The sequence below is a fragment of the Enterobacter cloacae complex sp. S1 genome (genome assembly GCF_014930525.1).
Classification (GTDB): Bacteria; Pseudomonadota; Gammaproteobacteria; order Enterobacterales; family Enterobacteriaceae; genus Enterobacter; species Enterobacter hormaechei_C.
Window position 1 is genome coordinate 140,653 of record NZ_JADBRE010000023.1, and the last position, 26,962, is coordinate 167,614.

Below are 26,962 nucleotides of genomic sequence, written 5' to 3' on the forward strand. Positions count from 1 at the left end.
TTAGGTCAGTTAACCTGGAACAAACAGTATAAGACTGTCGGGCCGCAGATGACAGCGCTGGCAGGCCTTCACGCTAAACTGTTGTTACGTCGTTACATACTGCCCGAAAGTCGTATGAAACGCACCGTAATTATTAATCAGTCATAATGATTGTGACTGAATATTCAGTAAATTAATGCTTCACGGCGCAAAAAACGCGCCGTGTCTGCATAATAATCAAACGGATTTGACCGCGATTGACTCACCCTGCATGCGCTTACGCAGCGTACGTTTGGTACGGTCAATAACGTCACCCGCCAGCTGACCACAGGCTGCGTCGATATCATCGCCACGCGTTTTACGAACGATGGTGGTGAAACCATACTCCATCAGCACTTTTGAGAAGCGATCGATACGGCTGTTCGAGCTACGGCCATACGGCGCGCCCGGGAACGGGTTCCATGGGATCAGGTTGATCTTACATGGCGTATCTTTCAGCAGTTCAGCCAGCTCATGTGCATGTTCGGTTCCGTCGTTAACATGATCCAGCATCACGTATTCAATGGTCACGCGGCCCTGGTTGGCATTGGATTTCTCCAGGTAACGGCGCACGCCAGCCAGGAAGGTTTCGATATTGTACTTTTTGTTGATCGGCACAATTTCGTCACGGATGGCGTCGTTTGGCGCGTGAAGGGAGATGGCCAGCGCAACGTCAATCATGTCGCCCAGTTTGTCCAGCGCAGGCACAACGCCGGAAGTAGAGAGCGTAACGCGGCGCTTGGACAGACCAAAACCGAAATCGTCGAGCATAATTTCCATCGCCGGAACGACGTTGGTCAGGTTGAGCAGCGGTTCACCCATCCCCATCATCACCACGTTGGTGATTGGACGTGTACCGGTGACTTTCGCCGCGCCCACGATTTTCGCGGCACGCCAGACCTGGCCAATGATTTCCGACACGCGCAGGTTACGGTTAAAGCCCTGCTGCGCCGTAGAGCAGAATTTGCACTCCAACGCACAGCCCACCTGAGAAGAGACGCACAGCGTGGCGCGATCGTCTTCCGGGATATACACGGTTTCAACGCGCTGATCGCCAACGGCAATGGCCCACTTGATGGTGCCATCTGAAGAGCGCTGCTCTTCCACCACTTCCGGTGCGCGGATTTCCGCCACTTCTTTAAGCTTATTGCGCAGCACTTTGTTGATGTCCGTCATGTCATCAAAGTTGTCGCTGCAATAGTGGTACATCCATTTCATGACCTGATCGGCACGAAATGGCTTCTCGCCCATCTCTTTAAAGAACTCGCGCATCTGCTGACGGTTCAGGTCCAGCAGGTTAATTTTTCCATTTTTATTGGGAACCGCAGGAATGGCGACTTCGGAGGTATTCACTAATTCAGACATAATTTTTTCCGGCCTCGTTGTTACACGTTGTGGCCCTTGGTGGGTTGAAAAGAAACGCCCCGGTAAGCAGTCTGCTCGTCCGGGGCGTTGCATTGTACAAAGTCTGGCGCAGGGATGCCACGTTTGCACGCGGCATTTACGAAATTATTAGCGAGTGCGCGGGCACACTTCGCCTTCAGCGAAGAAGAACGCGATTTCGCGCGCAGCAGATTCAACAGAGTCGGAACCGTGGGTGCCGTTCTCGGTGAAGCTGTCTGCATAGTCGGCGCGCAGAGTACCTGCCAGCGCGTTGTCCGGGTTGGTTGCACCCAGCAGATCGCGGTGACGCTGTACCGCGTTTTCGCCTTCCAGTACGGATACCACGATTGGGCCAGAGGTCATGAACTCGACCAGACCATCAAAGAATGGGCGACCTTCGTGCTCAGCGTAAAAACCGCGAGCCTGCTCAACGGTCAGGTGCAGCATTTTGGTGCCAACGATCTTAAACCCTGCTGATTCAAAGCGAGCGAAGATGCTGCCAATAACGTTTTTTGCCACCGCGTTTGGTTTGATGATGGAAAAAGTACGTTCAATAGCCATTGATAACCTCTGTAAAATGTTCTGTTGTTTTTGCATACCTGAGTATGGTGTGGCGCGGATTATAAAGAGCAATAGCGCCATTGCCTATGGTTATGCATAACATTTTTTTAAAATGAGACGAAGATTAGCAACAGCTCGTATTTCGCATACCGTGTTGATGATGAAAACAGAGCGGACACTGCTTTTCATCAGACGTAAATGACCAGAAATGACGGTGGCACGTCAGGCAAACGGCTTCATATGCCGGTATGGTCACGCTTTTCCCTACCCCGTCTGTTTGCGTCACGTTTATCGCCGCATGCTGGCATACCGCTTCGCAGCCGCCGCACCCCGTACAGCGTCCGGTTTCCACGACCAGTTCAGCGTTCTCAAACCGAATCGCGTTTTCCGTACAACTCCGCCAGCACGCGCCGCACAGTACGCAGGATTCGGTATCGAGAGTTATCTCTGCCTCGCTAAACGCAGAAAACGCCCTGCGCAGTTCACGCTGACCGGGCACGACGCTACAGGCCTGGACATCCTCTCGGGGAACGTGCATCAGCACACGCCGGGCGGTATTAACCTCGTTGACGGGTATATATTTAAACGCCCACGCCGCTTCACCGCGTCGGCGAAGCGCCAGATTCAGCCGGGCAATCGCCAGCAACCAGTCAGGATTCTGCTCCGCGTCGATACTGATAAAACGAACGTGGTAATGCGCGTGCCACAGCAGAAGCTCATTCACCCCTGGCGCACGGTCAGTAAACGGCCCAACAAGCGTATCGCCACACAGAAAGCGTTTTCGCGGCGTGATGCCGGTGATGGCCTCAGCGGGGCAGACGAACAGGCAGTCACCGCATTCAATACAGCGGCTGTCATCAACCGAGACGCTTGAGTCGGTAAAAGAAAAAGCCTGCACAGGACAGACGTCCGCGCAGGCGAGGCAGGAAGCGTGGCGAAAACGGCGACGCACGCACGCATGCGTCACGTCCATCGCCGGGGCAAAGGTCAATCCGCCCATCAGCCAATACTGAAGAAAACGAAGCGCAGCATCAGCTCACCGACAATCAGCAATGCGCTTCCCAGCAGCATGGGAGATCGCGCCGCTTTCAGACCGCCCGCAGCAAAGCACAGCATACCCGCAACGGATACGCACCAGCTCAGCAGATGAACGGTTCGCAGTTGCTCCAGCATCTGTAGCGATGCGTGAGGGAACGTCACCACGGTGTTGTCCATAGCCGTAATATCTGCCAGCCAGACGGGCTGCATCACCAGACGCACAAGCACCACCAGCGTAATAATGACAACCGCCGCACGCACGGTAGTCTGGGAACGCGTCCCAACGGCCATGCAGGCTGAACCGATAATCCCCACCGAACCGAAAAACAGCACCAGCGTGTTAACGTGCTGCCATGTCACCACGGATGCGTGCATGTAGATCTGCGCCATGCAGAACACGTCGACTAAACCAACCAGACCTGCCACAACCAACAGTGGCTTCCAGCCTGGCTTTTTGACAAACATCAGCAGCGTTGCGAAGCCAAGCGCCGCAAGATAAAGACTGGCAAAGATAATCTCACGACTCAGCCAGGAGCTGGATACGTGGCGCAGCGCGTTAAGAGCATTAAGCGGATAGCCCATGTGCAGCGCGGAGGCGAGCAGCCCCAGACTCGCCAGCACAAACGCTCCGGCTGCCGGCAGCAGCGCGCTGCGTTGCGTGCTTCCGAACGCCAGCCACAGCGTAACGCCAACCGATCCTTGCAGGAACAGCGTAAAAATCAGCAGCGGTAACTCATGCATGACGTTTCCCCTCTTTCTCTGCGCCCTGATGCGCTTTGATCACCAGGTTTGGTTTGGTGATGGAGGAATCAGGCAGGCCTTTCACATCACAGACCGCACCATACTTCGCCCGCAGTTCATCAATCGGCCCGAATTTAATCGCTTCGAGTGGACAGGTTGCCACACAGACGGGCTGCTCTCCCTTCGCCTGGAGATCCACGCAGAAATCACATTTGGACATCTGCCCGGTCTGCTCGTTGAGCTGTGGCGCGCCGTAAGGGCAAGACCATGCGCAGTAGCCGCAGCCGACGCACTTATCAGTATCAACGCGCACAATGCCGTCCCCCGGACGCTTATGCATCGCGGTGGTTGGACAGTTTTTGGTGCAGACAGGGTCTGCGCAGTGGTTACAGGAAATAGAGAGCGTGTAGGCAAAAACGTTGTTGCTGACGCCGCCCTGCCCGGTCGGGATAAAACTCCCGCCGTTGACTTCATAAACGCGACGGAAACGACGTCCGACCTCAAGGTTGTTTTTATCTTTGCACGCCACCTGGCATGCCTTGCAGCCCGAGCAGCGAGAAGAGTCGATATAAAAACCCAGCTGTTTGTCGCTCACCGGTGCGTAATGTTTAAACTGACTCATGCTTTAGCTACCTCCACCAGCATGGTTTGATGGGAATTCCCTTTCGCAAGCGCGGTAATACGGGCGGAACTGAGCACGTTCGCGCAGCCGCCTTTATCGATACCCTGCGCGTCCGGCTGCCACCAGGCGCCTGCCTGCATGGCCACCACGCCTGGAATGATGCGCGGCGTGACCTCCGCCGGGATCTCACAAATGCCGCGCGCGTTATGAATACGCACGGTATCCCCCTGCGCAATGCCGCGCTTTTGCGCATCCTGCGGGTTGATCCACAGCTTTTGCTGCTGCGCCTCAATTAACCACGGGTTGGCGTACTGGGTGGAGTTAGCGCGGTTTTTCCCTTTCCAGGTGATCAGCTGGAGCGGGAAGGTTTTGACCAGCTCGTCTTCCGGCCCTTCATGGGCAGGCACGTAGTGCGACAGCGCCGGGATTTCCGGGTGCTGCATGTCGTACAGACGCTTCGAGAAGATCTCAATTTTTCCGGACGGCGTCGGGAACGGATGATTCTGCGGATCGCGAATGTTGTCTTCAAAGGCAACGTACGGCGCGCTTTTGAAAAGATGCTGACGCGTCTTCTGTAGCGTCGCGAAGTCCGGCAGGTTTTCATCCGGCATGGACAGCCGCGTCTGCTCCCAGATGTGCTCAATCCACGCTTTTTCGTCACGGCCCTCGCTGAACGCTGGCTCGACGCCAAGCTTAGCAGCGACCTCCCGCAGCCAGTCGTAGTCTGAACGGCGTTCAAATTCAGGTTCAATCAGCTTCTCTGACAGGATCAGATAGCTTGCCGTGCCCCAGGTTTCGCCGATATTCCAGCGTTCCATGAAGCTGGTTTCCGGCAAAAGCAGGTCGGCGTATCTGGCGCTCGGCGTCATAAACAGATCGCTTGCGACGATAAACTCGATTTTCGACTCGTCTTCCAGGACACGGGTTGCCTGATGAAGGTCCGGGTTCTGGTTAGCCAGATAATTGCCCGCCAGCGAGAACAGGATGCGGATATTGCTGTCCAGCTTCTCAGCGTCTTTCAGGCCATCTTCCGCGGTTACCTTAGAAGCATCATCCGCGGCCTGCACCCAGTTCATGACCGAAATTTTGGCGTTGACCGGGTTGTCCGGCATCTCTGGCCCGGCCGCAAATTTGCGGTTTGCGCAGCCGCCATAGCCTGCTGCCCAGCCGCCTTTCACCCCGACGTTACCCGTTAGCGTGGCCAGTATTGTCGAGCCGCGCGCGGTGCGCTCGCCGCAGTTGTGACGCTGCGGTCCCCAGCCCTGGATCAGCGCGGCGGGTTTGGTGGTTGCGTAGTCACGCGCCAGCTGACGAATAGTTTGTGCAGGCACGTGGGTGATTTTCTCTGCCCACTCAGGCGTTTTCGCCACGCCATCCTTTGCACCGCTCAGGTAAGCCATCAGGGATTCATTGGCCGGAACGCCCTCTGGCATGGCGTCTTCGTCAAAGCCCAGGGTGTAGCGTTGAATAAAGTCGCGATCGTGCAGATTCTCCGTGACGATCACATACATCATCGCGTCCATCAGGGCGTTGTCCGTGGCAGGAAGCAATGGGATCCACTGATCGGCAAGGGAGGAAACCGTATCGGAATAGCGTGGGTCGACAACAATGAAGCGCGTGCCGTTTTGCTTCATCTTCTGGTAGAAGTGGTTGCTGTGCCCGAAGATTGTTTCCGTCGGGTTATGCCCCCAGAGAATGACCAGTTTGGTGTCCAGTAGCGTGTCCAGAGAGCTGCCGCTGGCGGCGGTGCCATAGGTATACGGCGTTGCCGCCGCCGTGTTACCCATACTGACCGAGTGATAGCTTTCGAGATAGCCGCCGGTTAAGTTGAGCAGACGACGAACCATTTTATCGCCAGAAAAGGTCCCGCCGGACACCGCGGTGCCCACATGAACATAGCGTGACGCAGCACCGTATTTTTGCGTAATAGTTTTTAATTGATTCGCAATGAGGGTGGTGGCTTCATCCCAGGTAATACGCTCGAATTTTCCTTCGCCACGTTTACCTACGCGTTTCATTGGATATTTCAGTCGATCGGGGTGATAAACAAATTTCCGATAAGCCCGACCACGAACGCAGGCGCGCATTACTGGCATCTGCGGATCCAGCGCGTTATCCGGACGCGTTGAAATTCGGGTCACAACGCCATCACTGACGTGAGCACGAATATCACACTTCCCGCCGCAGTCAAACGTACTACAGGTTTGCACCACTTTTTCTTCAGGCGTAGCGTCTGAAACCGCCGCGCCCTGTGCCTGTACTTTGCCGGTTTTGACGACAAACGGCAGGGCGGCGAGCGCCGACCCTGCCTGAATAAACTGACGCCGGGATATGGCGGGAATAAGCCCTTCTCCCTGATGTTTATTTTTTTTCATTGCTCGTTCCTTCAAATAAAAACGCATTCTCGTTTTTTTTCAGGAACGAATATTGATAATTATCAAGCTAATTCTTGAGGGGTAATACTTAGCGATCTAATTCAAAATTCACTGTCGCCGTTTGTCCTGTTTCATCTAATACAATTAATTGATATTTACCCGGCAAATATAATTGCAGTGAATAATTCTTCTGATGCCCGTCCAGCGGTTCGCCATTCAAAAACCACCATCGTTGTCCCTCCCCGCCGCTGGTTGAAACGTTGAGGGTCATATTTTTCTCACCCGGAAGACGTTTAATTACCGCCCCTTCTCTGACGCCTGACAACATCATCGGCGCCGCATTATGGTTATCCAGCGGAGGGCAAACCGCTGAACGGGCGGGGAGACGAGCAGCCCGTTTTTCAGCAGCAGGCAGCCAGGGCTCCAGCGGCAGCGGCCAGACATCCAGCACTTTCTCTGTCGCATCAGGACAATCCGCCGCAACGCGCTTGCCTTCTTTATCCAGCCAGACCGGGAAACGGATCCCGCGAATACCTTCCTGTTCCGGCAGCAGTAGCGTAGGCGGTTCACTGCCTTCCAGCAGCCAGGTTGACAGCCGACGCCGACAGTTTTCGCTCCCTTCAGGCAGGGACTGGCCCCCCGGCCAGCAAATCACGCCCCGTCCTACGCTTGCAGGACGCGGATCGCGCGGCAGGCGCGCTTCATCCACCATCGAGCGGGACTGAAGCATGTTATTGACCTGATTCAGGAGCGGTACCGCGCTGGCGAAACCAAACTGCCCGGCAACGGGCGTGCCGTCCGGGCGTCCGGTCCAGATTCCAATGACATACCGGGCGTTCAGGCCGATGGCCCAGGCATCCCGGTAGCCATAGCTGGTGCCCGTTTTCCACGCCAGCGGCGCAACCTGGGGCAACGCACTGTCCGGCAGGGGCTGTGCTTCATTTGCGAGAATGCGACGAATGATCCACGCCGCCCCCTGCGATAACAGCGGACGTTCGATCAGCGGATCGCCCGGCTGTAAACGCAGCCGGCCCGCCTTACCCTGACGCGCAAAGGCGCTATAGGCGGCAGCGATATCAGCCAGGCGTGCGCCTGCGCCCCCCAGGATCAGAGAGAGGTTGGGCTGTGCCCCCGCAGGCAGAATGAGCGGTAATCCCGCGTTGCTCAGCATTCCGGCAAAACGTTTTGGGCCGTACGCTTCCAGAACCTGCACCGCAGGCAGGTTGAGGGAACGCACCAGGGCTTCGCTCATACTGACCGGCCCATGGAAGCCGCTGTCAAAGTTGCCGGGACGATAATCCCCCGTTTTTCTTGGCACATCCTGTAATAACGAAGCGGGATGGATCAGACCATCGTCCAGCGCCATGCCATAGATGAATGGCTTGAGGACCGATCCCGGCGATCGGATCGCATTGACCATATCCACGTGGCTGAAACGGCTGTCATCATTGATATCTACCGAGCCTACCCAGCCACGCACTTTCATGGATGTATGATCCACGACGATCATCGCCAGCGAACTGCGGGCGGGCAGGCGTGATTTCCAGTTCATTGCCAGCTCTTCAAGCTGTCGTTGCAAAGCTGCATCCAGCGTGGTGACTATTTTTGTGTCACGACTTTTACTCAGCATCATGCGGGAAAAGAGCGGCGCCAGCTGCGGCATCTGCCGGGGAGCCAGCCAGACCGGCTCTTCACGGGACTCTTTCACCTGCTTCTCAGACCAAACGCCCTGAGTCAGCATACGGTCGAGCACTTTGTTCCGCGCCGCTTCGGCACGTTCCGGCCAGCGATCCGGGCGCAAACGGCTGGGTGCCTGCGGCAGCACTGCCAGCAGCGCCGCGTCGGAATAGCTCAGCTGAGACGGCGGTTTGCCAAGGTAAGTCCAGCTTGCCGCGCCCACGCCCTGCAACGTGCCGCCAAACGGGGCACGGTTAAGATACAGCGTCAGGATTTCACGCTTGGAGAGATGCCACTCCAGCTGCATCGCCCGCCACAGCTGACGAATTTTACCGCCAAAGGTACGCGGATGCGGATCCAGCAGGCGCGCCACCTGCATGGTAAGCGTGCTCCCGCCGGAAACCACTCTCCCGGAGGTGAGATCCTGCCAGGCGGCACGCAGTACAGAAAGCGGATTGACGCCCGGGTGATCCCAGAACCAGCGATCTTCATACTGGATCAGCGCCTCAAGATAGCGTGGGGAAACCTCTTCAATGGTAACCGGATAGCGCCAGATGCCTTCGCTGTCGGCAAAACGCCACAGCGGAACACCCTGCTCATCCACCACCACTCGCGCTGGGTTGACCTCTTTCAGGGGCAACGGCCACACGCGGTCAGCGACGACAATCAGCCCCCCTGAAACGAGAAGCGCTCCCGCCAGCCACAGCCAGCGGGAGCGAATCAGGCGTGCTATCCGCATCTTACGGAACAACGATCAGCGGGCCACTGGCCGCCCCCGTTGCCCGCCACTGCGGAACGTACATGGACTCGACCATCGGAACAGGCACCTGGTAGGTTCCCGGCGTAACGGCACGGGCCAGGTAAACCAGCGTGACCGGCTGACCTTCATTGACCGGCACCGCGGCCACAAAGCGATCGTCGCGGAATTCCATGTGCTGAATATCAGACTGTTGCATCTGATTCAGCAGGTTTTGCACTTCACTGCCGCTGTCCTGCAAGCTGGCGCTGCTGCTCGCCAGATTCTGGTTTTCCAGCTCCAGACCTGCCGGGAGCAGATCCACCACCAGCGCATCCGGCACGTTCTGGCTGGCCTTCACCTCCAGCCACACCAGAACCAGCTCACCGCTCTTCAGAGAAGAGAGCGACTTGCTGCTGCCGTCTGTCGCCAGGATATGACGTTCAATCTGCAAGACATTAGAGGATGGCTGAGGCGCATACTCCGGATAGCCAGTCGTGTCCAGTCGTACCCACAGCGGCGTAGTGCCGGAATTTGTCACCTGCAACGCACCAAGCTGATCGCCGTTCAGGTTTTCTACCTGCGCTTTATCACTGCTCTGGGTCTGTTCAGAGAGGCTGGTCGTTGCCTGCCACGCGCCTGACAAGGTTTGCAGTGAACGTCCAGCCAGGAACAGCGCATTGCTCTCCTGGGTAGACAGCCAGCGCTGGCTGAACGCGTCTTCAGATAACGCGTTCAGCAGCCTGTTTTGCGCATCCGGCAGCAGCTTGTACTCTTCCAGCAGGGAGAGCATCAGGGCATTATCACGCAGCTGGCTGCCGTAATCCGCCATCCAGTTTCGGCTGTCGTTACGGGGAGTTTTGAGAGCCAGATCCTGCGCCTGCTGGCTGCGCGGTGCATCCCCCATCAGTTTGAGTGCCATGCCCAGCTGCATCAACGGAAGCCCGGAAGCAGCCTGAGCGTGGCGCTCCCAGATTTCACGCAGCGCACCGAGCGGCGCTTTTTGCTGACGAGCCAGCACCAGCGAAGCGTACGCCTGAACAGCAAATTTGCTGGCCTGGGTGTCGTCGCTGTAGCGGATGGACATCATCCCCGGATCCTGTAAATAGCGCAACAGTCGGCTGTTGGCGTTATTCACTGCCTCGGAAGGCACGCTGTAACCCTGCTCCCCTGCCCGCACCAGGAAGTCCGTGACATAGGCGGTCAGCCAGTACTCTTCCGGGCCTTTTTTATCCCACAAGGCAAAACCGCCATCGTCACGCTGCATTTGCAGCAGACGGGAGATCCCGATATCAATGGCCGCACGGCGTTTATCGTCGGTAGCGCCCTTAATACCCAGTGCCTTAAGTTGTGCCGCGTTGGTGTAAAGCGACGGGAACAGGCCGCTGGTGGTCTGCTCAAGACATCCGTATGGATAAGCCTGAAGTTCACGAATGTAGCGCGCCAGATTTAAAGGTGGTTTACCACTGAGCAATAGTTGCCCTTGTAGCGTGGCAGGCGAGAAACCGTTGATATGCTGTGCTGGGGCACTCCAGGATTCGCCAGGGTTCAGCATCGTGCCCGTATTCACCGTTTGCGCCGGGAATGCGGGACGCACGCCAATTTTCCAGCTCTTCTGCTGCGGCGCAAACGTCTCACCAGGGAGCTGAAGCCCCGACACCTGAGCAGTCACTTCACCATCACCATAGCCTTCCAGGGCGCGCACCGGAATAAACAGGGTGCTACGTGCGCCAGGCGGCAGCTTAACCGGCTCTGGCTGAGCACCTTCGAGCGACAACTTACCGGTTGCGGTTAACGCAATGTTCAGCGTTTGCGGCTGGTCCGTCAGGTTAGTCAGGTCCAGCGTCAGGCGGGAGGTATCGCCACTTGCGAGGAATCGCGGCGTAATAAGCTCGGTGATAATCGGAGCCGCCACAATGATTTTGCTTTCGCTGCTGCCGAAATCGTCTTCCGTCCAGGCCTGCGCCATCAGACGCAGTTCGCCGTTGAAATCGCCAATCGGCAGCGTGATGGTGCCTTCGCCGTTGGCATCAAGCGTAACCGGCTGCGCCTGCTGGGCAATTATGGTGACATGGTTCACCGGTGGCTTACCGCCGCGTTTCAGTTCATCGCCGTCTCCGCCAAAGCGCATTGCGGCCAGACGTCCCTGACCTTCAATCACCTGGCCGTAAACATCATAGATGTCCGCGCCATAGCGCTTCTGGCCGAAGAAAGCTTCCCACGGATCCGGTGTGACGTAGTCGGTAATGTTCAGCACGCCGCTATCGACAGCCGAGACCAGCACGTTCACCTTCTGTGGCACAGCCCCCTCTTTTACGCTGGCTTTCACTTTCACAGAAAGCGTCTGGTTCGGACGCATTTTTTGCGGGTTATCCAGTGCGATGTTCAGGCGACGATTTTCGTCCCCCATTGGCAGATGCAGCAGGCCAACCGCCCGTTTTGGCGTGGCGGATTTGGATTTATCGCCAGGACGAACCACCAGCGTGCTGAGGTAGAGATCGTGACGTTTCCAGTCCTTATCCACCGGAATGGCGAGATCCAGACCGTTTGCTGGCACGTCGATCTCTTTCCACCACAGCGGTCCTTCGCTGGATTCGATCATTGCATAGCCCTTGCCTGCGGCCGGCGCTGCAATATGCAGGTTGATGGTATCGCCTGGCTGATAGGATGGCTTGTCCAGTTTCAGCGTCACACGATCCGGGCGAGCAGCGCCCGTGCCATCGCTGTTATCCTGCCAGCTGTACCCCGCCCAGAAGCGCACGCTGCTGACCATGTCATCAGGGGCTTTCACTTCCAGACGGTATGAGCCCCACTCCACCGGGAAGGTGACTTTACCGGTTTCATCGGCCTTGAGGTTTAGCTCCTGCTCGCCCTCAACCAGATCTTTTTGATCAAACTGAGACTGCCAGCCCTCACTCTCGGACCAGTTCCAGAAGTAGTCGCGACGCTCACGGATCAGACGCACCTGCAAACCAGATACCGCTTTTTTCGTCCCGCTGGCATCGGCATAGACGATGTCAAAGCTGGCGTTGCCGTTTTCATCGACAATCGGCTGATTGACGGTGGTATCGGTACGGTAGTCGTAAACGGCCTTGCTGGCGAACTGTGGGCGGATCCCCGGAAGTTCAGCCGCAGGCCAGATAGCCTGCTCGGCGCGTCGCGTTACCGGACGCCCACCTGATTCCAGCAGGCTGGCCTGCAAAATCAGTTGCAGCGGCGAGTGCGCCTCTTTCCACTGGCTTTCGGTGGTAACCTGCCCACGCCCCTGTTCGTCCAGCGTAAGCTGCACTTCATCCAGGCTGCGGCTCAGGTTCTCCTCGGCAATATCACCGAACTGGAAGCCAGGCAGCGCAGGCACCGCGTCACGTAGCGGACGCAGGAAAAGCTGGCCTTGCAGAGAATTGCCGTTAGCCGGCGCGCCATACAGGTAATAGCCAGCAACGTTAAAGTCGACATTATCCTGCGGGGAAACCGGCGTTTTTTGCCCGGTCAGATTCAGCGCCATACGCTCAGGCATAAAATCTTCGACGTGGAAATCCCACATGCGCTGCTGGTTATCGCCCGTATTAGCGCGAATATGCCACATGCCGGTCTGGGCGCCGCTATCGAGCGGATAGTTGAAGCGATAAAGGCCTTTCTCAGGTTGCACAACGACCGTACGCGCCACCTGTCCGTCCGGGCGCAGCACGTCAAGTTTTACCGGTTGATCGGGAAGCGGTTTGCCATCGCTGTCGCGAAGCAGGCCGTTCAGGATCACCGTTTCACCCGGACGATAGAGATCGCGCGGGCCAAACATAAAGAACTGTTTGCTGTAACCCGGGTTACCGGCGATATCAAACTCCGCCAGATCGAGCGCCGGAAGTTTGAGGTCGAGAAGCGTCGTCTGGCCATCTTTACTGGCCAGGATCAGCGCGGCTTCTTTATCGGTTTCCAGTTTCGCATGACCATCGGCGTCGCTGTTCGCCTCGGCCAGGGTCTGCCCTTTATCGTTCAGAAGGGTAATGGTCACGCCTGACTGCGCCGCACCGTTTTCAAGACTCTGGGTGAAGATGTCCAGGCGGTTATGATAGCGGTGAGCGGAGAGCCCGATATCGCTCAGGGTAAAGAGCGTCGCGGCGTTACTGTAGTTATAGTGACCAGCCTGGTTCATCACGGCGATATAGACGCCAGACTGCTGGAGCGGCTTAATATCTTTGAGCGGCAGGAGCAATTTTTCACGCGTATTGCGCGCCGGGTTGAGGTCGAAACGGCCGGTGTAAACCAGTTCCGCCATCTTCAGCAGGTTGTCAGATTCCCAGTTGGTCAGCGAGTTACGGTACTCCCACTGGCTGACAAACGAGGCCAGCGACTCCGACTTCACGCGATAGAAGTTCACGTCCACATTGTTGACGTTGAGCGCCATCACCGGCAACCCTTCCACCACTTTACCCGGCAGCAGCGATCCGCGGCTGGCGAATCCGACCGTCGGTTCAACATCCCGGGTGGTGATTGCTTTTTCATAGTCAATGCCGAATGTCGCTTTGTTCAGCGCCAGCAAATTACGTTCGACGGTGACGACCAGATTACGATTCGGCTCCAGATGGCGCAGGCGCAGCTCTTTCAGATTGGGGGCCAGTTCCCAGGCGCCGTCCACTTTGCCGCTTTTTTTATCCACCACATGCACCGTTTTCGCAAAATTCTGGCTGGGATCCAGCGGTACAGAGAAGGTCAGAACCAGCGTCGCAGCGCCGTCGAGTTGCACTTCAGAGGCATCCAGCAGCGTCAACGCCTTGCCCTGACTCTGCGCGGCCAGCTTAGCCAGCTTTTCAGGATCCGGTTTTGCCGGGGTTTTCTGTTCTGATGCAGTAGACGCTGCGGGGGCAGCGGCCTGAGGTTTGTCGTCGCTGTTATCACAGCCGACAAGCGTAAAGGTGGTGAGCAGCGCGAGAGAGATCGCAGCTAAGCGAAACGGTTTCATCCTGTGTCCCTGGCCTGAGGGGCCTGTTGGTCATCGTCCGGTTAAGTATTATCCGCAAGTTTCGTTAATACAAAAAGTCCAATTTTATAATCTGGAAAGCACCTCGCAGAATGGCATCACGCAGCCACACCGTGATGGAACGGCGATCACAGCGCATAACGTAACATGTTACCTTTCGCGTCATTTGTTTTTAAAACAAGAAGATAGCTGGATAAGCTCGCATCAGGCCTGCTAGTTTTATGACCATGACGCACCCCGAGTGCGCGGTTCAATAAGAGAGAAAGCCATGAAACGAGCCGTGAACGCCCTACAAAATTTCGGAAAATCACTTTACGGACCTGTACTTATCTTACCCATCGTCGGCCTGTTTATCGCCTTCGGGAATATACTGGGTAACGGCAATCTGGCCGAGTACCTGCCGTTTCTCGGCCATCCGCTGATCCAGAGTGTCGGCCAGCTGATCGCCAAATCTGCCGTGTCGGTGCTGGTCAACCTGGCGCTGGTGTTTGCCGTCGGGATCCCCATTGGACTGGCAACACGAGACAAAGGCTACGCGGCGTTGATTGGGCTGGTGACCTTTATCGTATTCATTAACGCGATGAACGTGACGTTACAGCTTCAGGGAGAACTGGCCCCTGCGGAACAGATGAAAGCCGCCGGACAAAGCATGGTGCTGGGCGTCCAGGTGCTGGAGATGGGCGTTTTCGCCGGGATCCTGACCGGGGCGCTCTCCGGTTATCTGTACAACAAATATTCCGGGGTCCAGTTTAACGGCGCGATGGCGATTTACTCCGGCCACTGCTTTGTCGCGATTGTGATGCTGCCTGTCTCTATGCTGCTCGGCGTGGTCATGAGCGAACTCTGGCCGTACGCACAGCATGGAATAAGCGCCCTGGCGCTGGCGATCAAAGGGTCCGGTCCGTTTGGCGTGGCGATCTACGGTTTCCTTGAACGCATTCTGGTGCCGACGGGCCTGCATCATCTGGTCTATACGCCGTTCCTGTATACCGAACTGGGCGGTACGCAGGAGGTGTGCGGTACAGCTTACCAGGGCGCGCGCAATATCTACTTCGCCGAAATGGCCTGCCCGGACGTGAAGCAGCTCAGCAGTACCGTGGTGTGGGATGCGCGCGGCATCAGCAAGATGTTCGGCCTTCCTGCCGCCGCGCTGGCGATGTACATGACCGCGAAGCCAGAGCGTAAAGCGATTGCGAAAGCCATTCTGATCCCGGCGGCGCTGACCTCGCTGCTGGTCGGCGTAACCGAGCCAATTGAGTTCTCCTTCCTGTTTGTCGCCCCGCTGCTGTTCGTGGTGCATGCGGTGCTGACCGGTATCGGCATGATGCTGTTCTCGCTGTTTGGCGTTCACGCCATCGGCGCCAACGGGATTATCGATTTCATCCTCTACAACCTGCCGCTCGGCACGGAGAAGTCCAACTGGCCCATGTACATCGTGGTCGGGCTGATCATGTTCGCCCTTTATTTCGTGGTATTCCGCTTACTGATCCTGCGCTTCAACATGAAAACGCCGGGGCGTGAAGATGAGGACCAGGAGACACGCCTTTACAGCAAGCAGGAGTACCAGGCGAAGGGCAATAACGACGGGCTGGGCGAATCGATCGTCGTTGGTCTGGGCGGTCGGGAAAATATTGAGGTAGTGGATAACTGCTACACCCGCTTACGCGTTACGGTGAAGGACGTCGCCATCATCGACGAACCGCGCCTGAAAGCGACCGGCGCGAAAGGGGTTATCAAACAAGGTAACAACGTTCAGGTGGTCTACGGGCTGCATGTCAAAAAAATGCGAGAAGCCGTTGAGACGTTTCTCTGAAAGGAGCTAAAGATGTTTACACCCCCATTTATTCTGTCGATTGCCGGCGGCGGTAGCACCTACACGCCAGGTATTGTGAAAAGCCTGATGGTACGTCTGCATGATTTCCCTCTGGCAGAGATCCGCCTGTATGACATTGACGAGGCGCGCCAGAACACCATTGCGCCCGTGGTGGAGAAGGTTATTCGAGACCACAGCCAGAGCATCAAATTCACCGTCACCAGCGATCCGGAAGTGGCCTTCAGCGGCGCGCATTTTGTTTTTGCTCAGATGCGCGTCGGACAGTACAAAATGCGCGAGCAGGATGAAAAGATCCCGCTGCGCCACGGGGTGGTCGGCCAGGAAACCTGCGGACCCGGCGGGCTGGCATATGGCCTGCGTACGATCCTGCCGATGGTAGAGCTGATCGATCGGGTGGAACGCTACGCGCACGAAAAGGCGTGGATCGTGAACTACTCCAACCCGGCGGCGATTGTCGCTGAGGGCGTGCGTCGCCTGCGCCCCAACGCCCGCGTGCTGAACATCTGCGATATGCCTGTCGCCGCGATGCGCAATATGGGCGCCATTCTGGGCGTGGATCGCCATAAACTCGAGGTGGACTATTTTGGCCTCAATCACTTTGGCTGGTTTACCCGCGTGCGGGTGGACGGCGAGGACAAGCTGCCGGAGCTGCGTAAACATATCGCGAAGTTTGGCCTGCTGACGGAAGATGCCGCGAAAACCGACCCGCAGCACTCGGATCCGTCGTGGGTGAAAACCTGGCGCAACATCAAGCCGATTATGGATAACTTCCCGGAGTACCTGCCGAACCCGTATCTACAGTACTACCTGATGCCTAACCAGATTGTGGAGCATCAGAACCCTGACTATACCCGCGCCAACGAAGTGATGAACGGGCGTGAGAAAAAGCTGTTTGCCGCCGCCGAAGAGTACCAGCGCAGCGGGATCTTACCGGACGCCTTCCACGTAGGTGTTCACGGCGAATTTATCGTCGATGTCGCCTGCTCGCTGGCGTTCAACCTGCGCCAACGCCATCTGGTGATGGTGGAAAACCGCGGGGCGATTACCAACTTACCGTACGATGCGGTGGTGGAAGTGCCTGCCTATATCACCTCCGAAGGGCCGGAGCCTGTCCGCGTGGGTCAGGTGCCGCTGTTCCACCAGACGCTCCTGCAACAGCAGCTCGCCTCTGAACAGCTGCTGGTTGAGGCAACCATCGAAGGCAGCTACGAGAAAGCGTTGCAGGCGTTCACTCTGAACCGCACCGTGCCGACCATGGAGCACGCGAAAGCGATTCTGGATGAGATGATCGAAGCCAACCGCGACTACTGGCCTGCGCTGCAAAAGGCCTGGCAGGACGGTGAAGCGGTGAAAAAATAGGGGCTTGCTCGCGAGTTGAACGTGGTTAGCTTGTCGGTGTCAGAAAAAACACCGACAATCCTTTTTTACGGAAAAGAATGGAGGCAACCATGTCCACCTCATATTTTGTCGCTGCCGACTGGCTGATTGAGCACGGCGACGACCCGGAAGTTCAGATTATCGACGCGCGCATGGCCCCTCCGGGCCAGGAACATCGTGACGTTCCCGCTGAATACCGTGCAGGGCACCTGCCTGGCGCGGTATTTTTTGATATCGAAGCCCTCTCCGATCACACCTCTCCCCTGCCGCACATGCTGCCTCGCCCGGAAGCGTTTTCCGTGGCGATGCGCGAGCTGGGCATCAGCAAAGATAAACATCTTGTTGTTTACGATGAAGGTAATCTGTTTTCCGCGCCGCGAGCGTGGTGGATGCTGAAAAACTTCGGCGTGGAAAAGGTATCGATTCTGGCGGGCGGACTTGCAGGCTGGAAGCGCGACGAACTACCGCTTCAGCAGGGTGACGTCACGCTGCCGGAAGGGGAATTTGATGCCACGTTTGACGCTAACGTGGTCAAGCGCCTGACCGACGTGCTGGTCGTGAGCCACGAAAACACGGCGCAAATCGTCGATGCGCGTCCCGCTCCACGTTTCAACGCAGAAGCGGACGAGCCGCGTCCGGGACTGAAACGCGGACATATCCCGGGGGCGCTGAACGTACCGTGGGGCGATCTGGTGTTTGAAGGCGAGCTGAAAACCACCGATGAATTGCGTGCCATTTTTGAACGTCAGGGCGTGGATTTGCATCGTCCGGTTATTGCCAGCTGCGGCTCCGGCGTGACGGCCTGCGTGGTGATCCTGGCGCTGGCAACCCTTGGCGCGAATGACGTGACTCTGTACGACGGCGCCTGGAGTGAATGGGGTGCACGGGACGATCTGCCGGTTGAACCGGCGAAATAATGGATAACCGCCTGGCAACGCTGTTAACGCGCGGGTCGTCGCTGACCCGCGCGGAGTATCGCGTCCTCGCCCACCTCACTGAGCATCCATTGCTGGTGGGCAACATCACGGTGCGCGAGCTGGCGCAGGCGACATTTGTCTCTACCGCGACGATTATGCGGCTGTGTCAGAAGCTGGGGTTTAGCGGCTTTAGCGAGTTTATCTGGCACTGCAAGCAGCTGCTTTCTGACACGCCGCATATTGCCGTACAGCCTGAGCAACATGCGGAAATGCCCGCGCTTTTTACCCGGTTCGTTGCCAACTATCAGCAGACCCTCCAGTGGGTCACTCAGGACAAACGCCAGCAGTTTGCCAGCCTGCTGCGCCAGAAAGAGAGCTTCTTTCTCTACGGCGCCGGGTTTTCGTACCTTTTTGCCGAGTACCTGACCAAGAAGTTGCAGGTGCTGGGAAAAACGGCGTTCATCTCCGGGCCGGGAGACAGCCGGAATATTTTTCTCAGCAACGCCGCGCGCTATCAGGTGTTTATTGCCGTTTCACGCAGCGGCGAAACGGAGCAGGTACTGGATAAAGCGCGGATCGCCAAAAACGTCGGCATGACGATCGTCGCGTTTACCCGCGCGTCGGCCAATACGCTGGCGGGTATGGCGGACGTGCATTTTGCCCTCTATGACGAAGCGGTACATTTCGCCGCCGAAGCCGCAGGGGTAACGTCGTTTGAGTCGAATCTGGTGCTGCTGATGGATTTACTGCTGCTGGAAGCAACGGGGTGAAGGTCACCCCGCCGTAATCAGATAATGCGGTTGGTCTTGAGATCGCGCAGGAAGCCGCCCCAGCGACGCTCGTAGAACGGGGTGATGTGCTCGGTAATAAAGTGGCTGATCCCCTTCTCACCTTTCTTCACCTGACAGATATCAATCGGCTCATCGCCCGGCAGGGTGTCGGTTGCCACGCTTCCCGCTGCCTGGATGATCTCGTCGATATCGCCGTCGGCCTCAATCCCTATCAGCAGAACAGGCTTTTCGTCAGCGCTCTCTTTGATGGAGCAGAGAAACGCGCGTTTTACCGGCTTGATGGTTTTAAACAGCGTGGTCAGGGAGTCAATCATCTGCGCGGGCGGCTCGGCCACTTCAGACAGCAGCAGCGTTTCGCCCCCTTCCAGCACTTCCTGGGTGCTGAGCGGGTTGCCCTCTTCACCCAACAGGTGGCTGATTTCGCGCGGAGTAAACTCTTTCCCGGTCGGCAGTTTGGCGTTGAGGAACAGCGTCTGCCCCAGCGTCATTTCGAACAACGTGCGCACCGGCATCACCACGAACGCCTGCTCATCTTCTACCGCTTCCTGCAAGGCCCCGAGCGAGGTAAAGAACGGGATCACCGACGTGCCGTCGTCTTTCTCCCAGTGCAGCAGATCCAGCGCGCTGTCTTCGACAACCTGCTCCCCTTCCGCCGCGGTGCCCGGCACCCAGACGGTGGATTCCAGCAGCGTGCGGAAAAAGGCCGGACGGTGGGCGGGCTCGGTCGCCGCCTGCCCCAGCAGGGTTTCTAATTCGTTTTTGGTTTCTGACATAGTTTGGCTACTTCAAAAAACGCCGGGTGGCGCTTCGCTTACCCGGCCTACAAAACCGTAGGCCCGTGCAAGCGCAGCGCCGCCGGGCAATACGATGACTCCGAAGGCGCGCGTAAGCGTAGCGCTACCCGGCAAAAAAGATCACTCAGCCGTCAGCAGGTTCGCCACGGTACGCACGCCCAGACCGGTCGCACCCGCAGACCACTGCTCAACCGCCGCTTTACGGTAGGTTGCGGAGCAGTCAATGTGCAGCCAGCCTTCATGGTAGTTCTCAACGAAGTGAGACAGGAAGCCTGCTGCGGTGCTTGCACCCGCCGGGTAAGCCGCGCTCGCGGTGTTGTTCAGCTCGGCGAAGTTAGACGGCAGCTGGCTGCGGTGGAACTCGGCCAGCGGCAGACGCCAGAACGGTTCGTTTTCCGCCGCCGCGCTGGCCAGCAGGCGAGCGGCCAGCTTGTCGTCGAAGCTGAACAGGGCGTGATAGTCGTTACCCAGCGCCGTTTTCGCCGCGCCGGTCAGGGTTGCCATGTCGATAATCAGCTCCGGCTTCTGCGCAGAGGCGTCGATCAGGCCATCGGCCAGCACCAGACGGCCTTCGGCGTCGGTGTTCATCACCTCAACGTTTTTACCGTTGCGGTAGCGAATGATGTCGCCCAGCTTGAAGGCGTTGCCGCTCACCATGTTGTCCGCGCAGCACAGGTAGAGCTTCACGCGCTTGTTCAGGCCACGGGTGATGGCGAAGGCCAGCGCGCCGGTAATGGTCGCCGCGCCGCCCATGTCGGACTTCATGGAGTCCATGAATGCGCTCTGCTTCAGGCTGTAGCCGCCGGTGTCGAAGGTAATGCCTTTGCCCACCAGGCAGGCAAAGACCGGCGCCTCTTTATCCCCGGTTGGGTTGTAATCCAGCGCCAGCAGGACCGGAGGACGCTCTGAACCACGGCCCACGGTGTGGATACCCATGTAGTTCTGCTCGCGCAGATCTTCACCTTTGGTGATGCGGTAAGACATCTTGTCGCCCGCCACGCCGCACAGCAGGTCAACCGCGCGCTGCGCCAGCTGCTCAGGGCCTAACTCTTCCGCCGGGGCGTTGATGGTGTCGCGCACCCAGTCGATGATCTTCAGGCGGCTTTCCAGCTCTTTCTGACCGGCTTCATCGAGGTTCGCCCACTCGATTTTGCGGGTGCCTTTCGGGCCTTTGTAGCCTGCCCAGAACGCCCAGCTGCGGTCGGTGTCCCAGCCTTCGCCTTCCAGAGACACATGCTTAATGCCCAGGCCGTCAATTTTACGCGCGGCGCGCTGGATCAGGCCCAAATCATCGTTGCCCGTCAGGTGCAGGGTAATACCGTCGTTGTTAATGCTGTAGGTGGCTTTCTCGCCCCAGCGCGCGTCAGCAGGCTGATTCGAGAGCGTAATCTTCATCGCTTCGGTCATTTTATTTTTCCTTATTAGCAACTAGCAAACGGGCCGCCTGAAGGCAGCCCGTTTATGTTATCTATTCTGCTTCATCTAACCAGACTAACAGAATCGCCTCCAGAATTTTTTCATTGGATGCGTTTGGATCGTCGTCAAAATCCTCTAAATCGCAGATCCACTGGTGCATGTCGGTGAATCGTACGGTCTTCGGATCGAGATCCGGGTTCGCGTCGTAGAGCGCTTCGCCGATTTCGCGGCTGTCTGTCCACTTCAGTCCCATATTAGTGCTCGCGTGCGTGGTTGATGGTGTAGCGTGGGAATTCCACGACCAGATCTTCATCGGTCACCGCGGCCTGGCAGCTTAAGCGGCTGTCGGGCTCCAGACCCCATGCTTTGTCCAGCATGTCGTCTTCGTCTTCGGTGCTCTCTGCGAGAGAGTCGAAACCTTCACGCACGATGCAGTGGCACGTTGTGCAGGCACAGGATTTTTCACAGGCGTGTTCCACTTCGATACCTGCACGCAGGGCTACATCGAGAATGGTTTCACCGGTCTTCGCTTCCAGAACAGCGCCATCCGGACAGAGGTCCGCATGAGGCAAAATTACAATCTTTGGCATATTAAACCTCGTCCACGGACTGGCCTTTCAGCGCGACGCGGACAGATTTGTCCATGCGGCGAGCAGCGAAGTCCTGGGTTTGTTTATCAACGTTTTTAATGGCTTCTTCTATTGCGTCAGCGTCATTGCCTTCGGCGACTGCGCTTAAGCGCGCGGCAGCGTCGTCAATCACCTGGCGCTCAGCGGCGCTTAACAGCGCGGCATCGGCAGCGAGTGCGCCGTTCAGGCTTTCCAGCACGCGGGCGGCTTCCACTTTTTGTTCAGCCAGCATACGCGCCTTCACATCCTGCTCGGCGTAGCTCATTGAGTCCTGAATCATGGAGGCGATTTCGCCATCGGTCAGGCCGTAGGACGGCTTCACCTGGATGGACGATTCCACGCCGGTCGATTTTTCCATCGCCGTGACGCTCAGCAGGCCGTCCGCATCCACCTGGAAGGTGACGCGAATATGCGCCCCGCCCGCCGGCAGCGCCGGAATTCCGCGCAGCGCAAAGCGCGCCAGAGAGCGGCAGTCCTGCACCAGCTCGCGTTCGCCCTGCATCACGTGGATGGACATCGCGGTCTGACCGTCTTTGAAGGTGGTAAACTCCTGCGCGCGCGCCACCGGAATGGTGGTGTTACGCGGAATGACTTTCTCCACCAGGCCGCCCATGGTTTCTAAACCCAGAGACAGCGGGATGACGTCCAGCAGCAGCATTTCGCTGTCCGGCTTGTTGCCGACCAGGATATCGGCCTGGATAGCGGCGCCCACGGCAACCACTTTGTCCGGGTCGATAGACGTCAGCGGCGTGCGGCCAAAGAATTCGCCCACGCGTTCGCGCACCAGCGGCACGCGGGTTGAGCCGCCAACCATGACCACTTCCAGCACCTCGCTGGCCTCCACGGCCGCATCTTTCAATGCGCGACGGCAGGCCAGCAGGGTACGCTTAACCAGAGGCGCAATCAGTTCGCTGAACTGATTGCGGGTGATCTCACCCTGCCAGCCCGCAACGTTAACCGTGACCGACTGCGCGTCGCTCAGGGCGATTTTGGCGTCGATGGCCGCATCCAGCAGTTCACGCTGTACGCGCGCATCGCTGCGATCGCTGATGCCCGCCTGCTCGCGGATGTAGTCTGCCAGCAGATGGTCGAAGTCATCGCCGCCGAGCGCGGAATCCCCGCCGGTCGCCAGCACTTCGAACACGCCGCGGCTCAGGCGCAGGATTGAGATATCAAACGTCCCGCCGCCGAGATCGTAAACCGCAATCACCCCTTCCTGACCGGAATCGAGGCCGTAGGCAATGGCTGCCGCCGTCGGTTCGTTCAGCAGACGCAGCACGTGCAGGCCCGCCAGACGCGCGGCGTCTTTGGTGCCCTGACGCTGTGCATCGTCGAAGTAGGCCGGAACGGTGATTACCACGCCGTCGAGATCGCCGCCGAGCGTCGCCGTGGCGCGCGCCGCCAGCGCTTTGAGGATGTCAGCGGAAACGCGAATCGGGTTCAGCAGACCGGCAGACGTCGCGATCATCGGCAGGCCGTTTTCGCTGGCCTGTAGCTGATACGGCAGATGCGGGTAACGGGTCTGGATATCAGCCAGCGAGCGGCCCATCATGCGCTTAACCGAGCTGATGGTGTTGGCCGGATCGCGCGCGGCGTTGGTGCGGGCATCAAACCCGACCGCGTGACCCTGCTGCTGGTAGTGGACCACGGAAGGCAGCAGATGGCGGCCCTGCTCGTCAGCCAGCGTTTCCGCCTGGCCGCTGCGCACGGTCGCCACGAGGGAATTGGTGGTGCCCAGATCAATACCCACCGCCAGACGACGCTGGTGCGGTGCGGCACTTAAGCCAGGCTCACTAATTTGTAATAAGGCCATAATTGCTTCCGAAATTAAAAATCGAGCAGCTTTTCTTCGAGTTGTTCAGCACTGCTTCGCAGTTTATCGAGAAAACGGAGTTTGCGCACAGTGTCTGCCGCCACGTCCCAGGTCTCGTTGTTCAGTTGCTCCACCATCTGCTGATGGCGGGTATCGAACATGCCCTTTACGCGCGTGATAAAGCTTTCCAGGCGCGCTTCGTCTTTAGCCTGTTCAATTTCATCCAGCTCTTCGCGCAGCTCCAGCTGTTCCATCAGAAAGGCGGTGTCGCGCACGGTATGCTGTTCGCTCGCCAGATCGAAACCGTGGAGCGAGAGCAGATATTCTGCACGCGCCAGCGGATGACGCAGCGTTTGCCAGGCCTGGTTGATGGTTGCGGAGTGTGACACCGCAGCCAGCTGCTCTGCCTGCGTCCCGCTGGCGAATTTATCCGGATGGTACTGACGTTGGAGATCCTGAAAACGGACCGTCAGCGCCTGGAGATCGATCGGGTATTGAGCGGGTAGTCCGAAGAGAGTGAAGTAATCCATAACAATCTCAGGGGTAGCCTGTTAGAACAAACCCCACGCGTAGCAAAGCCACGGTGGGGTTTCGGATGACGCGCGGTTAAACGTGGAAGCTTTCGCCGCAACCACACTCGTCTTTGACGTTCGGATTCGTGAATTTGAACCCTTCGTTCAGGCCTTCTTTTACGAAGTCCAGCTGAGTGCCGTTGAGGAATTGCAGGCTTTTGCCATCGACCACCACCTTCACGCCCTTGTCTTCAAACACGGTGTCATCAGACGCCGGTTCGTCAACAAACTCCAGTACGTAAGCCATACCAGAACAGCCGGAGGTACGTACGCCCAGTCGCAGGCCAAAGCCTTTACCACGGTTCGCCAGAAAAGAGCTTACTCGCGCGGCAGCGCTGTCGCTAAGGGTAATCGACATACTCAAACCTCAATTATTTTGCTTCACGTTTGCTTTTGTAATCCGCAATGGCGGCTTTGATCGCGTCTTCTGCCAGAATTGAGCAGTGAATTTTCACCGGCGGCAGTTCGAGTTCTTCAGCAATATCCGTGTTCTTGATTGCCTGTGCTTCGTCCAGAGACTTGCCCTTCACCCATTCGGTGACCAGGGAGCTGGAAGCGATAGCAGAACCGCAGCCGTAGGTCTTGAAGCGCGCGTCTTCAATGATACCTTCATTGTTGACTTTAATCTGCAACTTCATCACGTCGCCACACGCTGGCGCGCCAACCATACCGCTACCGACAGATTCATCGCTGTTGTCAAAAGAGCCAACGTTGCGCGGGTTCTCGTAATGATCGATAACTTTTTCGCTGTATGCCATGATTGAATTCTCCTTATGTACCGATTAGTGATGTGACCATTCAATGCTGTTCAGATCCACGCCCTGCTTGAACATTTCCCACAGTGGAGAAAGGTCGCGCAGACGGCCAATGGAGTTACGAACCAGTTTGATGGTGTAGTCAATCTCTTCTTCGGTAGTAAAACGACCTAAAGAGAAACGGATAGAGCTGTGTGCCAGCTCGTCAGTCATACCCAGCGCGCGCAGCACGTAGGATGGCTCCAGGCTTGCAGACGTACAGGCAGAACCGGAAGAAACCGCCAGGTCTTTCAGCGCCATGATCAGCGACTCGCCTTCAACATAGTTGAAGCTGACGTTGAGGATGTTTGGCGCGCCCTGCTCGAGATCGCCGTTCAGATACACTTCTTCCATATCTTTCACGCCGTCCCACAGACGGTTACGCAGCGTACGCAGGCGTGCCATCTCGGTTTCCATCTCTTCTTTCGCGATGCGATACGCTTCGCCCATGCCCACGATCTGGTGAACAGGCAGCGTACCGGAACGCATGCCGCGCTCGTGACCACCGCCGTGCATCTGTGCTTCGATGCGGATACGTGGCTTACGACGAACGTACAGCGCGCCGATACCTTTCGGACCATAGATTTTGTGACCGGAGAAGGACATCAGGTCCACTTTCAGCTGGCTCAGGTCGATAGGCAGTTTGCCCACGCTCTGGGTCGCATCCACGTGGTAGATGATGCCGCGCGCACGGCACATTTCGCCGATGGTTGCGATGTCCTGCACAACGCCGATTTCGTTGTTAACGTGCATGATGGAAACCAGAATGGTGTCATCACGCATGGCCGCTTCGAGCTCTTTCAGGTCGATGATCCCGTTGCTCTGCGGCGCCAGGTAAGTCACTTCGAACCCTTCACGCTCCAGCTGACGGCAGGTGTCCAGCACGGCTTTGTGTTCGGTTTTGCTGGTGATAATGTGCTTGCCTTTTTTCTGATAAAAGTTGGCAGCACCTTTGATCGCCAGGTTGTCGGATTCGGTCGCACCGGAGGTGAAAACAATTTCACGCGGGTCGGCACCGACCAGGTCAGCAATCTGATTACGGGCGATATCAACCGCCTCTTCAGCATGCCAGCCAAAACGGTGAGAACGGGAAGCTGGGTTACCAAAGTTTCCGTCCAGGGTCAGACACTGCATCATTTTCTCGGCAACACGCGGGTCCACCGGCGTGGTTGCGGAGTAATCGAGATAAATCGGTAATTTCATTGCTCTATAAACTCCGTACATCGCTTCAATGCAAGGAATCAGGCAACCGGCTGGATGTACGACCGAGTACACGGGGCGAGCTAACGCCCCGGCCTGATTCTGAAATACTTATCTTTTTATTACGCGCGCAGTTTAACGTCGATGGCGTCCTGCGAACGGGTGCTGCGCTGTGATTCATGGCTTTGCTGACGACCCGACACGTCCAGAACTTCCTGGTTATTCACCAGTTCACCCAGGGTGATGTTGTTCAGGAAGCCGGTCAGACGGTCGCTCAGATCGCGCCACAGCGCGTGGGTCAGGCACTTATCGCCGCCCTGGCAGCCGCCTTTACCCTGGCAACGGGTCGCGTCGACGGATTCGTCAACGGCGCTAATCACTTCGCCAACCGCAATACTGCCTGCGTCTTTACCCAGCAGATAACCGCCGCCCGGGCCACGAACGCTGGACACCAGTCCATTTTTACGCAGTCTGGAGAACAGCTGTTCCAGGTAAGAGAGGGAGATCCCTTGTCGTTCAGAAATATCAGCCAACGGAACCGGGCCCGCTTCGGAGTTGAGCGCAACGTCCAGCATCGCGGTCACGGCATAACGCCCTTTAGATGTCAGTCTCATGTCTTACTTAACCTCAAACTCGCCCCTGCCCGGGGTTTTTTATTGTAAAATGGGGGTATTGCATAGCAGGGCCAAGTCTGACATT

22 protein-coding genes are annotated in these 26,962 nt (G+C 57.3%); 4 read left to right on the top strand and 18 right to left on the bottom strand.

Annotation, left to right across the window (positions count from 1 at the left end; translation table 11 throughout):
• Positions 1 to 216 precede the first annotated feature (216 nt).
• The 8 genes from IM290_RS16175 to IM290_RS16210 form a co-directional block, all read right to left on the bottom strand.
• Positions 217 to 1,383: a bifunctional tRNA (adenosine(37)-C2)-methyltransferase TrmG/ribosomal RNA large subunit methyltransferase RlmN gene (locus IM290_RS16175; RefSeq protein WP_193042357.1), complete on the bottom strand. Its 1,167-nt coding sequence runs from the start codon at positions 1,381 to 1,383 to the stop codon at positions 217 to 219.
• 147 nt (positions 1,384 to 1,530) lie between these two features.
• On the bottom strand, positions 1,531 to 1,962 hold the full coding sequence (gene ndk / locus IM290_RS16180) for a nucleoside-diphosphate kinase (RefSeq protein ID WP_003860625.1): 432 nt from the start codon (positions 1,960 to 1,962) through the stop codon (positions 1,531 to 1,533).
• Positions 1,963 to 2,086: 124 nt separating this feature from the next.
• Positions 2,087 to 2,962 (bottom strand): 4Fe-4S binding protein, encoded by an 876-nt coding sequence (locus IM290_RS16185; protein ID WP_193042358.1) that lies wholly within the window; start codon positions 2,960 to 2,962, stop codon positions 2,087 to 2,089.
• Positions 2,962 to 3,741, bottom strand: coding sequence for a DmsC/YnfH family molybdoenzyme membrane anchor subunit (locus IM290_RS16190; protein ID WP_193042359.1), 780 nt, complete (start codon positions 3,739 to 3,741; stop codon positions 2,962 to 2,964). The genes IM290_RS16185 and IM290_RS16190 overlap by 1 nt, the downstream gene beginning before the upstream one ends.
• On the bottom strand, positions 3,734 to 4,363 hold the full coding sequence (locus tag IM290_RS16195; protein ID WP_015572168.1) for a DMSO/selenate family reductase complex B subunit: 630 nt from the start codon (positions 4,361 to 4,363) through the stop codon (positions 3,734 to 3,736). Before IM290_RS16195 ends, IM290_RS16190 begins: the two co-directional genes overlap by 8 nt.
• Positions 4,360 to 6,738: a DMSO/selenate family reductase complex A subunit gene (locus IM290_RS16200; protein WP_045347560.1), complete on the bottom strand. Its 2,379-nt coding sequence runs from the start codon at positions 6,736 to 6,738 to the stop codon at positions 4,360 to 4,362. Before IM290_RS16200 ends, IM290_RS16195 begins: the two co-directional genes overlap by 4 nt.
• A gap of 88 nt (positions 6,739 to 6,826) precedes the next feature.
• On the bottom strand, positions 6,827 to 9,154 hold the full coding sequence (gene pbpC / locus IM290_RS16205) for a peptidoglycan glycosyltransferase PbpC (RefSeq protein WP_045347558.1): 2,328 nt from the start codon (positions 9,152 to 9,154) through the stop codon (positions 6,827 to 6,829).
• A gap of 1 nt (position 9,155) precedes the next feature.
• Positions 9,156 to 14,108: an alpha-2-macroglobulin gene (locus IM290_RS16210; RefSeq protein WP_193042360.1), complete on the bottom strand. Its 4,953-nt coding sequence runs from the start codon at positions 14,106 to 14,108 to the stop codon at positions 9,156 to 9,158.
• A gap of 286 nt (positions 14,109 to 14,394) precedes the next feature.
• Between IM290_RS16210 and IM290_RS16215 the strand changes: the two genes are divergently transcribed.
• From IM290_RS16215 to IM290_RS16230, 4 genes are all read left to right on the top strand, one after another.
• Positions 14,395 to 15,939 carry a PTS transporter subunit EIIC gene (locus tag IM290_RS16215; RefSeq protein ID WP_193042361.1) on the top strand — a complete coding sequence of 515 codons (1,545 nt, stop codon included), beginning with the start codon at positions 14,395 to 14,397 and terminating at the stop codon, positions 15,937 to 15,939.
• 12 nt (positions 15,940 to 15,951) lie between these two features.
• Positions 15,952 to 17,319 carry a 6-phospho-alpha-glucosidase gene (locus IM290_RS16220; protein WP_062933302.1) on the top strand — a complete coding sequence of 456 codons (1,368 nt, stop codon included), beginning with the start codon at positions 15,952 to 15,954 and terminating at the stop codon, positions 17,317 to 17,319.
• A gap of 89 nt (positions 17,320 to 17,408) precedes the next feature.
• Positions 17,409 to 18,254, top strand: a complete 846-nt coding sequence (gene sseA / locus IM290_RS16225; protein WP_017383536.1) for a 3-mercaptopyruvate sulfurtransferase — start codon at positions 17,409 to 17,411, stop codon at positions 18,252 to 18,254.
• Positions 18,254 to 19,024, top strand: a complete 771-nt coding sequence (locus tag IM290_RS16230) for a MurR/RpiR family transcriptional regulator (RefSeq protein ID WP_193042362.1) — start codon at positions 18,254 to 18,256, stop codon at positions 19,022 to 19,024. The genes sseA and IM290_RS16230 overlap by 1 nt, the downstream gene beginning before the upstream one ends.
• A gap of 17 nt (positions 19,025 to 19,041) precedes the next feature.
• On the opposite strand, the gene sseB is transcribed toward IM290_RS16230, so the two are convergent.
• From sseB to iscR, 10 genes are all read right to left on the bottom strand, one after another.
• Complete coding sequence (gene sseB / locus IM290_RS16235; RefSeq protein ID WP_193042363.1) at positions 19,042 to 19,818, bottom strand: enhanced serine sensitivity protein SseB; 777 nt, start codon at positions 19,816 to 19,818, stop codon at positions 19,042 to 19,044.
• Between the two features lie 141 nt (positions 19,819 to 19,959).
• The gene (gene pepB, locus IM290_RS16240; RefSeq protein WP_017383539.1) at positions 19,960 to 21,246 is read right to left on the bottom strand and encodes an aminopeptidase PepB; all 1,287 of its coding nucleotides are present in this window, start codon (positions 21,244 to 21,246) and stop codon (positions 19,960 to 19,962) included.
• A gap of 61 nt (positions 21,247 to 21,307) precedes the next feature.
• Positions 21,308 to 21,508: a Fe-S cluster assembly protein IscX gene (gene iscX / locus IM290_RS16245; protein ID WP_003860650.1), complete on the bottom strand. Its 201-nt coding sequence runs from the start codon at positions 21,506 to 21,508 to the stop codon at positions 21,308 to 21,310.
• Position 21,509: 1 nt separating this feature from the next.
• Positions 21,510 to 21,845 (bottom strand): ISC system 2Fe-2S type ferredoxin, encoded by a 336-nt coding sequence (fdx, locus tag IM290_RS16250; RefSeq protein WP_003860652.1) that lies wholly within the window; start codon positions 21,843 to 21,845, stop codon positions 21,510 to 21,512.
• 1 nt (position 21,846) lies between these two features.
• Positions 21,847 to 23,697, bottom strand: a complete 1,851-nt coding sequence (hscA, locus tag IM290_RS16255) for a Fe-S protein assembly chaperone HscA (protein ID WP_193042364.1) — start codon at positions 23,695 to 23,697, stop codon at positions 21,847 to 21,849.
• A 14-nt stretch (positions 23,698 to 23,711) separates the two neighbouring features.
• A complete protein-coding gene (gene hscB, locus IM290_RS16260; RefSeq protein ID WP_003860657.1) occupies positions 23,712 to 24,227 on the bottom strand; it encodes a co-chaperone HscB in 516 nt (171 codons plus the stop codon).
• Between the two features lie 76 nt (positions 24,228 to 24,303).
• A complete protein-coding gene (gene iscA / locus IM290_RS16265; protein WP_003860659.1) occupies positions 24,304 to 24,627 on the bottom strand; it encodes an iron-sulfur cluster assembly protein IscA in 324 nt (107 codons plus the stop codon).
• Positions 24,628 to 24,640: 13 nt separating this feature from the next.
• A complete protein-coding gene (iscU, locus tag IM290_RS16270; protein WP_003860661.1) occupies positions 24,641 to 25,027 on the bottom strand; it encodes a Fe-S cluster assembly scaffold IscU in 387 nt (128 codons plus the stop codon).
• A gap of 24 nt (positions 25,028 to 25,051) precedes the next feature.
• Positions 25,052 to 26,266 (bottom strand): cysteine desulfurase, encoded by a 1,215-nt coding sequence (gene iscS / locus IM290_RS16275; RefSeq protein WP_003860663.1) that lies wholly within the window; start codon positions 26,264 to 26,266, stop codon positions 25,052 to 25,054.
• Between the two features lie 119 nt (positions 26,267 to 26,385).
• Positions 26,386 to 26,877: a Fe-S cluster assembly transcriptional regulator IscR gene (iscR, locus tag IM290_RS16280; protein ID WP_015572158.1), complete on the bottom strand. Its 492-nt coding sequence runs from the start codon at positions 26,875 to 26,877 to the stop codon at positions 26,386 to 26,388.
• Positions 26,878 to 26,962: the final 85 nt, after the last annotated feature.

Bases quoted from the DNA above. Each gene is read 5' to 3' on its own strand.
- iscR (WP_015572158.1), bottom strand. From the start codon at position 26,877: ATGAGACTGACATCTAAAGGGCGTTATGCCGTGACCGCGATGCTGGAC.
- IM290_RS16230 (WP_193042362.1), top strand. From the start codon at position 18,254: ATGGATAACCGCCTGGCAACGCTGTTAACGCGCGGGTCGTCGCTGACC.
- pepB (WP_017383539.1), bottom strand. From the start codon at position 21,246: ATGACCGAAGCGATGAAGATTACGCTCTCGAATCAGCCTGCTGACGCG.
- iscS (WP_003860663.1), bottom strand. From the start codon at position 26,266: ATGAAATTACCGATTTATCTCGATTACTCCGCAACCACGCCGGTGGAC.
- pbpC (WP_045347558.1), bottom strand. From the start codon at position 9,154: ATGCGGATAGCACGCCTGATTCGCTCCCGCTGGCTGTGGCTGGCGGGA.
- hscB (WP_003860657.1), bottom strand. From the start codon at position 24,227: ATGGATTACTTCACTCTCTTCGGACTACCCGCTCAATACCCGATCGAT.
- IM290_RS16190 (WP_193042359.1), bottom strand. From the start codon at position 3,741: ATGCATGAGTTACCGCTGCTGATTTTTACGCTGTTCCTGCAAGGATCG.
- IM290_RS16195 (WP_015572168.1), bottom strand. From the start codon at position 4,363: ATGAGTCAGTTTAAACATTACGCACCGGTGAGCGACAAACAGCTGGGT.
- IM290_RS16220 (WP_062933302.1), top strand. From the start codon at position 15,952: ATGTTTACACCCCCATTTATTCTGTCGATTGCCGGCGGCGGTAGCACC.
- IM290_RS16175 (WP_193042357.1), bottom strand. From the start codon at position 1,383: ATGTCTGAATTAGTGAATACCTCCGAAGTCGCCATTCCTGCGGTTCCC.
- iscX (WP_003860650.1), bottom strand. From the start codon at position 21,508: ATGGGACTGAAGTGGACAGACAGCCGCGAAATCGGCGAAGCGCTCTAC.
- sseB (WP_193042363.1), bottom strand. From the start codon at position 19,818: ATGTCAGAAACCAAAAACGAATTAGAAACCCTGCTGGGGCAGGCGGCG.
- IM290_RS16185 (WP_193042358.1), bottom strand. From the start codon at position 2,962: ATGGGCGGATTGACCTTTGCCCCGGCGATGGACGTGACGCATGCGTGC.
- IM290_RS16200 (WP_045347560.1), bottom strand. From the start codon at position 6,738: ATGAAAAAAAATAAACATCAGGGAGAAGGGCTTATTCCCGCCATATCC.
- hscA (WP_193042364.1), bottom strand. From the start codon at position 23,697: ATGGCCTTATTACAAATTAGTGAGCCTGGCTTAAGTGCCGCACCGCAC.
- IM290_RS16215 (WP_193042361.1), top strand. From the start codon at position 14,395: ATGAAACGAGCCGTGAACGCCCTACAAAATTTCGGAAAATCACTTTAC.
- sseA (WP_017383536.1), top strand. From the start codon at position 17,409: ATGTCCACCTCATATTTTGTCGCTGCCGACTGGCTGATTGAGCACGGC.
- fdx (WP_003860652.1), bottom strand. From the start codon at position 21,845: ATGCCAAAGATTGTAATTTTGCCTCATGCGGACCTCTGTCCGGATGGC.
- iscU (WP_003860661.1), bottom strand. From the start codon at position 25,027: ATGGCATACAGCGAAAAAGTTATCGATCATTACGAGAACCCGCGCAAC.
- IM290_RS16210 (WP_193042360.1), bottom strand. From the start codon at position 14,108: ATGAAACCGTTTCGCTTAGCTGCGATCTCTCTCGCGCTGCTCACCACC.
- iscA (WP_003860659.1), bottom strand. From the start codon at position 24,627: ATGTCGATTACCCTTAGCGACAGCGCTGCCGCGCGAGTAAGCTCTTTT.
- ndk (WP_003860625.1), bottom strand. From the start codon at position 1,962: ATGGCTATTGAACGTACTTTTTCCATCATCAAACCAAACGCGGTGGCA.